The 13,002-nt window shown below is 71.0% G+C and carries 9 protein-coding genes; 2 read left to right on the top strand and 7 right to left on the bottom strand.

Going from position 1 to position 13,002, the window contains the following annotated elements:
- Position 1: 1 nt before the first annotated feature.
- The 4 genes from ACPYIS_RS08245 to ACPYIS_RS08230 are packed head-to-tail and all read right to left on the bottom strand — an operon-like array spanning position 2 to position 4,533.
- A complete protein-coding gene (locus tag ACPYIS_RS08245) occupies positions 2-922 on the bottom strand; it encodes an ABC transporter permease (protein WP_299021501.1) in 921 nt (306 codons plus the stop codon).
- Positions 922-1,977 carry an ABC transporter permease gene (locus ACPYIS_RS08240; RefSeq protein WP_299021503.1) on the bottom strand — a complete coding sequence of 352 codons (1,056 nt, stop codon included), beginning with the start codon at positions 1,975-1,977 and terminating at the stop codon, positions 922-924. Before ACPYIS_RS08240 ends, ACPYIS_RS08245 begins: the two co-directional genes overlap by 1 nt.
- Positions 1,964-3,505: an ABC transporter ATP-binding protein gene (locus ACPYIS_RS08235; protein ID WP_299021505.1), complete on the bottom strand. Its 1,542-nt coding sequence runs from the start codon at positions 3,503-3,505 to the stop codon at positions 1,964-1,966. Before ACPYIS_RS08235 ends, ACPYIS_RS08240 begins: the two co-directional genes overlap by 14 nt.
- A complete protein-coding gene (locus ACPYIS_RS08230; RefSeq protein WP_424894755.1) occupies positions 3,502-4,533 on the bottom strand; it encodes a LysR family transcriptional regulator in 1,032 nt (343 codons plus the stop codon). The genes ACPYIS_RS08235 and ACPYIS_RS08230 overlap by 4 nt, the downstream gene beginning before the upstream one ends.
- Before the next feature lie 35 nt (positions 4,534-4,568).
- Between ACPYIS_RS08230 and xdhA the strand changes: the two genes are divergently transcribed.
- Together xdhA and xdhB are read left to right on the top strand one after the other, a co-directional pair.
- Entirely contained in the window at positions 4,569-6,203 is a 1,635-nt protein-coding gene (xdhA, locus tag ACPYIS_RS08225; protein ID WP_424894756.1) for a xanthine dehydrogenase small subunit, read from the top strand.
- On the top strand, positions 6,200-8,578 hold the full coding sequence (gene xdhB, locus ACPYIS_RS08220) for a xanthine dehydrogenase molybdopterin binding subunit (RefSeq protein ID WP_424859565.1): 2,379 nt from the start codon (positions 6,200-6,202) through the stop codon (positions 8,576-8,578). The genes xdhA and xdhB overlap by 4 nt, the downstream gene beginning before the upstream one ends.
- Before the next feature lie 32 nt (positions 8,579-8,610).
- On the opposite strand, the gene ACPYIS_RS08215 is transcribed toward xdhB, so the two are convergent.
- The 3 genes from ACPYIS_RS08215 to dinG are packed head-to-tail and all read right to left on the bottom strand — an operon-like array spanning position 8,611 to position 12,946.
- Positions 8,611-9,927, bottom strand: a complete 1,317-nt coding sequence (locus tag ACPYIS_RS08215) for a glycerate kinase type-2 family protein (protein ID WP_424859566.1) — start codon at positions 9,925-9,927, stop codon at positions 8,611-8,613.
- Positions 9,924-10,787: a hydroxypyruvate isomerase family protein gene (locus tag ACPYIS_RS08210; RefSeq protein WP_299021514.1), complete on the bottom strand. Its 864-nt coding sequence runs from the start codon at positions 10,785-10,787 to the stop codon at positions 9,924-9,926. The genes ACPYIS_RS08215 and ACPYIS_RS08210 overlap by 4 nt, the downstream gene beginning before the upstream one ends.
- Positions 10,763-12,946 (bottom strand): ATP-dependent DNA helicase DinG, encoded by a 2,184-nt coding sequence (gene dinG / locus ACPYIS_RS08205; protein ID WP_424859567.1) that lies wholly within the window; start codon positions 12,944-12,946, stop codon positions 10,763-10,765. Before dinG ends, ACPYIS_RS08210 begins: the two co-directional genes overlap by 25 nt.
- Positions 12,947-13,002: the final 56 nt, after the last annotated feature.

The following is a 13,002-nucleotide window of genomic DNA, read 5'->3' as shown; positions in this document are numbered from 1 at the left end:
TTCACGACCCAGGATGAAACGGTTTGCCCAGCGACTGCGGCATGTGGGTGCGAATCCACAGGGGCGAGCGCGAGATGAGCACCAGCACCACGATGGTGGCCAGGTACGGCAGCATGGTCAAGAACTGGCTGGGCACCGCCACCCCCATGCCCTGCAAGTGGAATTGCAGCATCGTCACCCCACCGAACAGGTAAGCCCCCAGCAAAACCCGTGCCGGTCGCCAAGTGGCAAACGTGGTCAGCGCCAGCGCGATCCAGCCCTTGCCCGCAATCATGCCTTCCACCCACAGCGGGGTGTAGACGGTGGACACGTAGGCCCCCGCCAGCCCGCACAGCGCGCCCCCCAGCACCACCGCCAGCAGCCGGATGCGGCGCACGGGATAGCCCAGCGCATGCGCCGATTCAGGGCTTTCGCCCACGCTGCGCAGCACCAGCCCGGTGCGCGTGCGATCGAAAAGCCACACCAACGCCAGCGCCAGCGCGATGGCGCCATAGACCAGCACGTGCTGCCGAAAAAGCGCCGGGCCAATGAACGGCAGATCGGCCAGCAGCGGCACCGCCGGTGCCACCAGCTCTGGCAGTTTGTACTGGGTGTAGGGCTGCCCGGCAAACGCCGACAGCCCCGCGCCCAGCAGGCTCAGCGCCAGGCCGGTGGCATACTGGTTGGTGTTGAGGTAGATGACCAGCCAGCCAAACAGCAACGACAGCAGCGCCGCCACGCCCATGCCGGCCAAAAACCCGACCGGGTGCACCCCCAGGTGCACCACGGCGGCGAAACCGGCCAAGGCCCCGCACAGCATCAAGCCCTCGGCCCCCAGGTTGACGACGCCCACCTTCTCGTTGATGAGCAGGCCCAGCGCCGCAATCGCCAACACGGTGCCGGCGTTGAGCGTGGCCGCGATCAGCAGAGCCAGCGCTTCCATCAGCCCTTCCTCCAACGCAGACGGTAGTGGATCAGTGTGTCGCAGGCCAGCAACGTCAGCAGCAACAGGCCCTGAAAGACGCCGGTGATCGACTTGGGCAGCCCCAGCCGCGACTGGGCGAGCTCACCACCGATGTAGAACAGGCTCATGAGCAGCGCCGAGCCGACGATGCCCAGCGGATGCAGACGACCCACGAACGCGACGATGATGGCCGCAAACCCATATCCCACCGGCACATGGGGCGTGAGCTGGCCCACCGGCCCCGCCACCTCCAGCGCACCGGCCAGACCGGCGAGCGCACCCGTCACGCCCATGGCCACCCACAGCGCGCGCCGCGACGAAAACCCCGCATAGCGCGCCGCCGCCGGCGCCAGTCCCCCCACCTGCTGCGCAAACCCGGCGCGCGTACGAAACAGAAACACCCACACCGCTACCACCGCCACCAGGGCCATCACCAGGCCCCAATGCAGTCGCAGTCCGGCGTACAGGCGCGGCACCATCGCCTGCGGGTCGAAGCGTTGCGTCTGCGGAAAGTTGAACCCCATCGGGTCTTTCCACGGCCCATAGACCAGGTAGTTGAGCACCTGCACCGCCACGTAGACCAGCATCAGGCTGACCAGGATTTCGTTGGCGTGAAAGCGGTCGCGCAGCAGCGCCGTGATCGCGGCCCAGAGCCAGCCGCCGACCACACCGGCCAGCAGCACCACGGGCCAGACTGGCCAAGCGGCCCCGGCCAGCGCCAGCGCCGTGCCGCTGGCGAACACGGCACCGATGATGAACTGCCCCTCGGCACCGATATTCCAGACATTCGAGCGAAACCCGATCGCCAGTCCCAGGCCGATGAGCAGCAGCGGTGTGGCCTTGAGTAGCAGCTCGCTCCAGGCGCGGGCGTCTCGCATCGGCTCCCAAAAAAACACCCGCAGACCGGCCACGGGATCCTTGCCCAGCGCCGCAAACAGCGCCATGCCGATGACCACGGTGATGGCCAGCGCCAGCAGCGGCGACGCCGCGCTCCATGCGGCCGACGGCTGGGGACGCAACTCAAGCCGCAGCATGCTGCCCCTCCTGCACCGGTTCTGGCGCCTGCGGCCACAGGCCCGACATCCACTCGCCCACGCGCTGGGGGGTGGCTTGCGCCACCGTCAACGGCGGCGACAGCCGACCGCGCGCCATCACATACAGCCGGTCGCACAGCTCGAACAGCTCGTCGAGCTCCTCGCTGACGACGAGCACCGCGCACCCAGCCTCACGCAGGGCAACGATCTCGGCGCGGATCTGCGCCGCGGCCCCCACGTCCACCCCCCACGTGGGCTGCGCGACGATGAACACGCGCGGGCGCGCGTCGATCTCGCGCCCGACGATGAACTTTTGCAGATTGCCGCCCGACAGCGACTGCGCGGCGGCATCCGGCCCCGCGGCCTTGACCCGGTAGCGCTCGATGAGGTCGCGCGCCTGCGCCCGCAGCGCCCCCAGGTGCAGCCAACCCGCGGGGCCCACGGCCTCGCGCCGCGTCAGCAGCAGGTTGTGCGCCAGCCCCATGGAAGGCACGGCGCCGCGCCCGAGGCGCTCTTCCGGCACGAAATGCAGGCCCTGGCGTCGCCGCGGACCTGGCCCCAGACGCGCGATGTCGCGCCCGTCCAAGCGGATGGAGCCGGGCGGCGCCGCCGTGACCTCGCCGGACAAGGCGGCAAGCAACTCGCGCTGACCATTGCCCGACACCCCGGCGATACCGACGATTTCGCCCGCACGCACCTGCAAATCGACCGCCTGCAAGTCGGTGCCAAACGGCTCGCTGCTGGGCAGGGTCAGCGCGCAAACGTCCAGTACGACGTCGCCGCTGGCCGCGCGGTGCGGCGGCAGCGCGGGGGGCTCGCTGCCGATCATGAGCCGCGACAGCTCGGCATTGCTCGCCTGACGCGGGTCGCACACACCCGTCACGCGCCCGCCACGCATCACGGTGCAGGTGTCGCACAGGGCCCGGATCTCGTGCAGCTTGTGGCTGATGTAGAGGATGCTGCAGCCTTCGCTGGCGAGCTGGCGCAGCACGCCGAACAAGCGCTCGACCGCCTGCGGCGTGAGCACGGACGTCGGCTCGTCCAAGATCAGCAACTGCGGCTGCGTCAGCAGGGCGCGCACGATCTCGACGCGCTGGCGCTCGCCCACCGAGAGCGTGTGCACCGGCCGCCGCGGATCGATCTCCAGCCCGTACTCGCGTGCCTTGACCTCGATGGACTCGCTCACCTCGCGCAGCGACAGGGCCGCGTCGAGCCCGAGCCAGACATTCTCGGCCACGGTCAGCGTCTCGAACAGGCTGAAGTGCTGAAACACCATGCTGATGCCCAGCGCGCGTGCCTCTTGCGGGTTGCGCACGTGCACCGGGCGGCCGTTGAAGAGCACGGCACCGTCGTCGGGCTGCACTGCGCCGTAGATGATTTTCATCAAGGTGGACTTGCCCGCGCCGTTTTCGCCCAACACGGCATGGATGCTGCCCGGCTGAACCTCCAGCGAGACGCCGTCGTTGGCCACCACGCCGGGGTAGCGCTTGGTGATGTGGTGCAGTTGCAGTCGCGGCGGAGGGCTCATGGCGCGGTATCGGGGCCGGTGGATCGGAAGGCAGATTCGCGCGCCACGGTCTGCGCACGCGAAGGTGCGGATGGTAACGGGGTTTGGCCCTCGCGCGCCGGGTCGCACAGACCCGCCGCGACATCGCGGATGGCCTGGCGCAGCCATTGCGCGGCGGGCGAGGCGTGCGTGCGCTCGTGCCAGAGCTGGTAGTACAGCAGCCGAGGAAACCGCAACGGTGGCGCTACGATCGCCACCGGCAGCGTGTCCACGAAGCGCTGGCAGTACTGGCGGCCCGTGGTCAGCACCAGCAGGCTCTGGCTGACCATGGCCGGAATCAGCCCGAAGTGCGGGCAACGCACCACGATGTTGCGGGTCAACCCCTGCTGCGCGAGGTGGTCGTCGATCACGCCGCGTGCGCCAGGCGCCATCGGAGTGGGGGCCACGTGTTCGGCCTGCAGCCACTCGGTCAGCGTCCAGCCCCGGCGCAGTGCCGGGTGCCGGGTCGAGACCAGGCACACCACCTCATCCCCGAATAGCCGCCCTTGGTGCAGGTCATCCGGCGCCTGCGGCCAGTTGCCGATCACCACGTCCACCTCGCCCTGGGCGAGGCGATACCGGTAGTCGGCTTCGCCCGACAGGGGCTGGATATCCACGCGCGCCAGCGGCGCGCTGGCCTTGATGTGTGCCACCAACCGCGGCAAAAAACACGGGTCGAGATAGTCGCTGGCCGCGATGGCGAAGATGTGCGTGCCGTGCGCGGGGTCGAACGCGCGCGCGCCCGCCAGCATCGTCTCCGTTTGGCGCAGGATTTCGGCCGCCGGCGCGATCATGCGCTGCGCGACGGCCGTGGGCACCATGCCCGAGCCGGCACGCACGAGCAGTGCATCGCCCGTCAGCCGCCGCAAGCGGCGCAGCGCGGCGCTCACCGCCGGCTGGTGCATGCCCAGACGGACGGCGGCGCGCGTGACACTGCGTTCGGTCAGCACCGTATACAACACCCGGATCAGATGGATGTCGATGCTGTCCCACGGAAGCGGACGTGACATACCTCGGCGTTTATGACGGTCATAACCCGAATCGTATGACACTTGCGCCCGTCGGGCGTACTCTGACGCCCATGAACGTGTGCGACGCTACCCCACCTCGCCCGCCAACGTTGACGCTGGTACACCGCGGACGGCTGCGGCGCCTGACCAACGTGCCACCGGACCGCACCCTGCTCGCCCTGCTGCGCGAAGACTTGGGGCTGACCAGCGTCAAGGAGGGGTGCGCCAGCGGCGACTGCGGCGCGTGTACGGTGGCAGTGGCCGATCGGGCGCCGGACGGAACCTTGCGTTGGCGCGCGCTCAACAGCTGCATCCGCCTGGCGCACGCCGCGCATGGTTGCGCCGTCTGGACCGCCGAAGACCTGACGCGAGACCCGCTGATCACTCGAAACGGCGCCCTGCACCCCGTGCAGCAGGCGCTGGTGGACGCGCACGGCACGCAGTGCGGTTTTTGCACCCCGGGCTTCGTCATGAGCCTGTTTGTGCGCTATCAACGACGGGGGCCGGACAGCCCCCTCACGCACCCCCTCACGCGCGAAGAGGCCCTGCAAGCGCTGTCCGGTAATTTGTGCCGCTGTACCGGTTACCGCCCCATTCTGGACGCCGCACAGGCAATGACGGCCCTGCCCCCGGCCGCGGTCGACGAGGCCGCGCTGGACGCCCTGCTGGCCGAGGCGGCCCGCGAGGAGGCCGACGCCGACCCCGCCTCCGACGCGGCAGCCGCCTACTGGGCCCCGCGCGAGCTGCGTGACCTGTTGATCGCCCGCGCGCGCTGGCCGCAGGCGCGGCTGGTGGCAGGCACGACCGACGCTGGCTTGTGGATCACCCAGCAGCGCCAACGGCTGCCGCAGGTGCTGGATGTGACGCGTTGCGCGGCCTTGCAGCGCATCGAGTCGGTGCGCGACACCGACGGCACCCAGGTTCTGCGCATCGGCGCTGCAGCCACCCTGCACGATGCCTTCGCGGCGCTGCAGCGGCACTGGCCGACGCTGCAGGGGTTTTTCGAGCGCTTCGCGGGTCAGCCCATCCGCTACGGCGGCACGCTGGGGGGAAACGTGGCCAACGGCTCGCCGATCGGCGACTCGATGCCGCTGCTGATCGCTCTGGGGGCTGCGGTCGTTTTGCTGCGCTGGGATGGATCGGCGATCGCGGAGCGCCGGCTGCCGCTGGAGGATTTCTACCGCGGCTATCGCCAGACCGACTTGGCCCCCGACGAAATCGTGGGCTACGTGGAGGTGGCGCTCGGCGACGGCAGCGCGCTGCCCGAGGTGGTCGCGCACAAGGTTTCCAAGCGCTTCGAGGACGACATCTCGACCGTGTGCCTGGCCGTCGCGCTGCGGCGCGACCGCGAAGGGCGGGTTGCCGAGGTGCGCATCGGCGCGGGCGGCGTGGCCGCGGTACCGGCACGCGCACGGCGCACCGAGGCCGCCTTGCGCGGCCAACCCTGGTGCGCCCAAACGGTGCGCGCCGCCGCCGAGGTGTTGCAGGCCGAGTTCGAACCGCTGAGCGACGGACGCGCCAGCGCCGAGTACCGGCACGCGCTGTTGGGCAGCTTGCTCTGGCGCACCTGGTTGCAAAGCGCCGACCCAGCGCCCGACATGCCAATCCGGCTAGACGAGCCCGACCCCTGGCACACGCTAGCGCAAGCCGTGGTGGAGGCACGCACATGAACGCCCCGCTGCTCCTGGACACACCCGCTCCCACTGCGTGCGGGCGCAGCGTCGCGCACGAAAGCGCTCGGGCGCAGGTTGAGGGGCTGGCGCCCTATGTGGACGACCTGCCCGAGCCGCGCGGCACCTGCTACGCCGCCCCGATTCTGTCGCCGGTGGCGCATGGGCGGCTGTGGGGGCTGGAGACGGCCACCGCGCTGGCCATGCCCGGTGTGCTGGCCGTCGTGACGGCCGCTGACATCCCCGGCGACCCGATACTGGCCGCGTTCGCGCACGACGAACCGATCTTGGCGCAAGACACCGTGCAGTACGCGGGCCAGGTGTTGGGGCTGGTGGTGGCGCGCGACGTCACGACGGCGCGGGCCGCGGCACGCGCCGTGCAGGCGCGCATCGACCCCTGGCCCGCCGTGCTCGATGCGCGTGCCGCCCATGCGCAGCGGCAGTATGTGCTGCCGCCGGTGCACGTGCGGCGCGGCGACGCGGCCGCCGCCATCGCGCAGGCGCCGCACCGCTTGACCGGCTCGTTTGCCGTTGGCGGGCAGGAGCACTACTACCTGGAAGGCCAGGTGGCGCTGGCCATCCCACAGGAGCAGGACCAGTGGATGGTGCTGTCGAGCACCCAACACCCGGGCGAGGTGCAACATTGGGTGGCCCACGCGCTGGGGCTGGCCAACCACCAGGTGCGGGTGGAGTGCCGACGCATGGGCGGCGGCTTCGGTGGCAAGGAAACGCAGGCCGGCCACGTCGCGGTCTGGGCCGCGCTGGCCGCGCACAAGGTGGGCGCACCGGTCAAGCTGCGGCTGGATCGCGGCGACGACATCCTCATCACCGGCAAGCGCCATCCGTTTACCTACGACTACGCCGTCGGCTTCGACGATGAGGGTCGCATCCTGGGACTCGATTTGTCGATGTTCCTGGACTGCGGCTTCTCGGCCGATCTTTCGGGCCCGGTGGCCGACCGCGCCGTGTTTCACAGCGACAACGCCTACTTCGTGCCGCACGTGGCGCTGCACAGCTACCGCTGCCGCACGAACAAACAAAGCGCCACCGCCTTTCGGGGCTTCGGCGGCCCGCAGGGCATGGTGGCGATCGAAACCATCCTCGGCGACATCGCCCGCCACCTGGGGCGCGATGCGCTGGACGTGCGTCGCCGCAACCTATACGACGACGCCCCCGCCCCGGTCTGGACGGCGCCGCTGCCCACCGGCAGCAACCCGCTGCCCGCTCGGCGCGACACGACGCCCTACCAGATGCGGGTGGAGGACAACATCCTGCGCCCCCTCATCGACACCCTGGCCGAGCGCTGCCGTTATGCGCAGCGGCGCGCCGCGATTGCCGCCTGGAACGCGCGCAGCCCCGTCATCCAGCGCGGCCTGGCGCTGACGCCGGTCAAGTTCGGCATCAGCTTTACCGCCACACTGTTCAACCAGGCGGGGGCGCTGGTGCACGTCTATACCGACGGCAGCGTGTTGGTCAACCACGGCGGCACCGAGATGGGCCAGGGCCTGCACACCAAGGTGGCGCAAATCGTGGCCGATGAGCTGGGTGTGCCGCTCGAGCGGGTGCGCGTCAGCGCCAGCGACACCGCGCGCGTGCCCAACGCGAGCGCCACCGCCGCCTCCAGCGGCACCGACCTCAACGGCCGCGCGGCCCAGTACGCCGCGGCCAGTGTGCGCGCCAACCTGGCCGCTTTCGTCGCCGGGCTGGACGGCTGCGGCGCGGGCGAGGTTCGCTTCGAGGGCGGCTGGGTGCGCTCGCCCCGGGCGCGTCGGCGATTCGACGACGTGGTGCGCGAGGCCTATGCCAACCGCATTCCCCTCTGGAGCGACGGTTTTTATCGCACGCCCAAGATCCACTACGACAAGACCACGCTGACTGGGCGGCCGTTTTATTACTTTGCCTACGGCGCGGCCTGCAGCGAAGTGGCCATCGACACCCTCACGGGCGAGCTGCGCGTGCTGGCGGTGGACATCTTGCACGACGTGGGGCGCAGCATCAACCCGGCGATCGACATCGGCCAAATCGAAGGCGGCTTCATCCAAGGCATGGGGTGGCTGACCACCGAGGAGCTGGTCTGGCGCGCCGATGGCCAATTGTGGACCACCGGCGCCAGCACGTACAAGATCCCGTCTGCGGGCGACCTGCCGCCGCACTGGCGCGTCGACCTGTGGCCACAGGCCAACCGCGAGGACAACGTGTACGGCAGCAAGGCGGTGGGCGAGCCACCGTTCATGCTGGCCATCAGCGTGTGGGAGGCGGTGCGCGACGCCGTGGCCAGCGCCCGCCGCCGCGCTGGTCTGCCTGCCGACGGCCCGCTACCGATGGACGCCCCCGCCACCCCGGAGCGCATCTGGCGCGCCTGCCAGCTGCGGTGAAGGCGGCGCCGTGCGCCCCCCGCGTGCATCCATCACACCAGCAGCAGCGCCCGAAAATCGTTGACGTTGGTGTGCGTCGGCCCGGTGACGAACAGGTCTCCCAGCGCCGCGAAGAAGCCATAGCTGTCGTGCCGGTCCAGACACGCCTGGGCCGACCACCCCAGCGCCCGGGCTCGCACCAGCGTGTCTGGTGCAACGAACGCGCCCGCATTGTCCTCGGTGCCATCGATGCCGTCGGTGTCGGCCGCCAGCGCCCACACGCCCGGCAAGCCGTCCAGCCCCAGCGCCAGCCCGAGGGCGAATTCGGCCGCACGCCCGCCGCGCGCGCGCTCGCCCACGGCCAACTGGGGCGGGCGCACCGTCACCGTCGTCTCGCCGCCCGACAGCAGCACGCACGGCGGCTGAAACGGCCCCTGCCCTTGCCGCGCATAACGGGCCAGCCCCGCGTGCACCCGGCCCACCTCGCGCGACTCGCCCTCGATCGCATCGCCCAGCACATGGGCCCGCAGGCCCAAGCGGCGCGCCTCATCGGCCGCGGCCTGCAGCGCCTGGTGCGGCGTGGCCATCAGGCGCACGGTGCAATCGGTCCAGCGCGGGTGGTCGGGCTTGGGCGTTTCCAGCCGCCCATCGAGCAGCGCCTGCCGCACCGGCTCGGGCAGCGCGATACGGTAGCGCTCCAGCACCGCTAGCGCGTCGGCGGCGGTGCTGGGGTCGGGCACGGTCGGGCCACTGGCGATGGTCGCGGGGTCGTCCCCCGGTACATCGCTGATCGCCACCGTCCACACCGGTGCGGGCGCTGCGGCCAGCGCCAATCGTCCGCCCTGGATGCGCGAGAGATGTTTGCGCACGGCGTTCATCTCGCCGATGGAGGCGCCGCTGAGCAGCAGCGCGCGCGTGATGGCCTGCAAGTCGGCCAACGTCAAGCCGGGCGCGGGCAGCGCCAGCAAGGCCGAGCCGCCACCCGAGACCAGCGCGATGACCCGATCGTCGGCCGTCAAGCCCTGCACCGCCGCCAGCATGCACTCGGCGGCACGCACGCCCGCCGCGTCGGGTACGGGGTGCGCCGCCTCCAGAATGTCGATGCGCGGCGCCAGCCCCGCCGGGCGCGGCGGCGTGTGGCCGTAGCGGGTGACCACGACGCCCGCGAGCGGCGCCTCGGCGGGCCAAGCGGCCTCGAGCGCGTGCGCCATCGCACCCGCTGCCTTGCCCGCACCCACCACCACGGTGCGCCCGCGGGGCACGGGGGGCAGATGGTGCCGCAGCTGCGCGGCTGGCAGTGCGCGCTGTACGGCGGCGTGATACAGCCGCGTCAACAGCGCACGTGGCTCGCACTCGAAATCCGTGCTCATCTGTCCGCTTTCTGCAAATCGGCTGCGCGGCGACGCAGCCCCAGGCATTCGATCCACCCCAGCCCCGCCTCGGTGCCGCCAGCTGCCGCGTCGGCTGGCAGGTATTCCGCGCCGATCCAACCGTCCCAGCCGCTGGCAATCATGGCATCGGCCAGCGCCGCCCAGTCAACCGTGCCCGTGCCGGGCTCGTGGCGCCCGGGACAGTCGGCCCACTGCACATGGCCCACGTGAGGGTAGCACCGCTGCCACACGGCCAGCGGATCCTGCCCCATGCGCGCCACGTGGTAGGCGTCGAACTGCAGCCGCAGCCCCGGGTGGGCCACCCGCGCCAGCACGGCCAGCGCCACCTCGACCGTATCGACCAAAAAGCCCGGGATGTCGAGGCTGTTGATCGGCTCCAACCGCAGCCCGATGCCGGCTCGCGCGCACGCGTGCGCCGCGGCGCGCAGGTTGTCCACCAGCGTATCGAGGGCCTGCTCGCGCGTCACCCCGGCAGGGGGCACGCCAGCGATCACGTTGAGCTGTGGCACCCCCAACGCAGCCGCGTACGCCAGCGCCTGCGCGATCCCGGCGCGAAACTCGGCCACCCGCTCCGGGTGGCAGGCGATACCGCGCTCCCCCGCCGTCCAATCCCCGGCGGGCAGGTTGTGCAGCACCAGGCGCAGCCCGTGGCGCCGCAGTTCGGCCGCGATCGCCGCGGGCGGGTGGTCGTACGGAAACTGGCACTCCACGGCGGTGAAGCCGCACGCCGCCGCAGCCCGGAAGCGCTCCAGAAACGGCCGCTCGGCATACAGCAGGCTCAGGTTGGCTGCCAGGCGCAGCCGCGCGCGGGGGCTCACACGGTCGAAGGGATGGGACACGTCGGACTCTCCGGTCGGACGCCCGTGCGGGCATCCAGTTGCGCGTAAGGAGGCAGGCCCTGCAGAATCAAGCGCCCGTAGCCCGTGGTCAGCAACCGCGGGTCGTAGCAGACGATGCGGGCGCGGTCGTCTTCGGTGCGGATGGCGCGCCCGATCCACTGCAGCAGCCGGATCGCGGTCGCCGGCACGACGAGCTCCATGAACGGGTCGCGCCCGCACGCGCGCAGCCACTCGGCGCGCGCCTCCCCCACGGGGTCGTCGGGCGGGGCAAACGGCAGCTTGGTGATGAACAGGTCCTCGCACAGCGCGCCCGGCAGGTCCAGCCCCTCGCCAAACGACTGCAGGCCAAACAGGATCGACGGCTCACCGGCGGCGACCCGCTCGCGGTGCTGCGCCAGCAGCCGGGTTCGGGGCAAGGACCCTTGCACCAGCACGCGGTCGCGCCATTCGGGCGGCAGCTCGGCCGCCACCTGCTGCAGGTGCACACGCGAGGTGAACAACACCAATGCACCACGCCGCACCGACGGCAGATCGCGCAGCAACGCGGCTTGCACCGCGCGCTGGTAGGCCGCCCCGTCTTTGGGGTCCACCGTCACCCCGCCCAGCACCAGCGCACCCTGGCGGGCATGATCGAACGGGCTGTGCGCCTCTAGCGTCTCGACGTCGGCATCGTCGGCCAGCCCCACTTCGCGCAGAAAAAAATCGAACCGCCCGCAGCTGGTCAGCGTCGCCGACGTCAGCACGGCCGCCCGCACATGGGTCCAGAGCTGGCTGCGCAGCAGCCCGGCGGACTGGATCGGACTCGCGTGAGCCGACACCCGCACCGTCTCGCCCCCACGCCCCGGGCCGCTGGCGGCGAGCGTGAACCATTTGGCCAGCGGCGCCTCGCCCGCCGCTGGCTCGTGCAACAACCAGCGCGCGGTGTCATACACCGCTTCCAACCGCGGCGCGAGCGTGCCCAACTGCGCGTAGCGCTGCGACAGGGTGGATGCCTCTTGCGGCCGTTCACGCAGCGCCGTGCGCAGCGCCTGGCCCGTGGCGCTCAAGGCCTGCAGCAAGACGTCCGCCGCGGCCACGGCCGCTGACAGCACCGCATCGAACCCCTCGGGCAAACGCCCGCGCGGCAGGCGCACGCGCAGCGGCTCGGCCCCCTGCAACCGGGCACCCCAGTGCTGCACGGCCAGGCGCACCAGCTCCTGGAGCGCCGCACGCAGGCGCGCTGCGGCCTCTGGCACCGGCGCCACGTCGTCCAACTCGACCTCGGTGGCAGCCTTGAGGATCTGGCTGGCCAACCGGTCGATCCAGGCCAGCCGCGACAGATTGGCGCGACGGGCGAACTGCTCGAGCGCGATCGCGGGCAGGTGGTGCGCCTCGTCCAGCACCAGCAGGCACTGGTCGAGCTCGGGCAACTGGCGCGACCCCAGCGTGGACAGCAGCAAATCGTGATTGACGACGATGACCTGCGCGCCAGCCAGCGCCTTGCGCTGCTCGAAATACGCACAGCCGCCATAGAGCGGACAGTGGCGCGCGCTGCAAGAGGCCGCGTCCGCCGCGACCGCGCTCCACCACGCTGGCTCGGGCGGCTCCGACAGCTCGTCCCGGTCACCGTCCCAGCGCCCCAGGGCCAAATCCTGCGCGCGCGCCCGCAGCCACGCCAAGCGGTCCGCGCTGACCGCACCCGCCGCCCCCGTAGCCAAGAGATCGTCCTCGTCGTCGGCGTCGGTGGGCGCGTCGGGGTCGGTGAGCCAGCGTTCGAGCTTGAGCCGACAGACGTAGCGGCCGCGCCCCTTGGCCAGGGCGTAGCGAAACTCGAACGGCAAGCGCCGCGCCAGCGCCGGCAGGTCTTGGTTCACCAGCTGCTCCTGCAGGGCGACGGTGGCGGTCGAGACGACGACGCGCGTCTGCCGTGCCCGTGCCAACGCGATGGCCGGCGCCAGGTAGGCGAGCGATTTGCCCACGCCGGTGCCGGCCTGCACCACCGCCAGCCGCCGCCGCAGCTCGGCGTCGCCGTCGGGTTTTCCCAGTGACGCGGCCGCCAACGTGCGGGCGACATGCTCCGCCATCGCCCGCTGGCCCGGGCGCATGCGCAGCCCGCCGGCGTCGATGACAGTATCGAACGCGGCGAGCGCCTGCGCGGCCCAATCCTCCGTGTTGTTCATAGACCCACAGTGTGACACAGCCAACACTTTCACCCCCATAATTCGGGGTACCACTC

This window comes from Tepidimonas sp. HKU78, from assembly GCF_049860815.1.
In the GTDB taxonomy this organism is placed as follows: Bacteria; Pseudomonadota; Gammaproteobacteria; order Burkholderiales; family Burkholderiaceae_C; genus Tepidimonas.
Note: the sequence above shows the minus strand (reverse complement) of the source record. Positions and strands in the feature narration are given on the sequence as shown.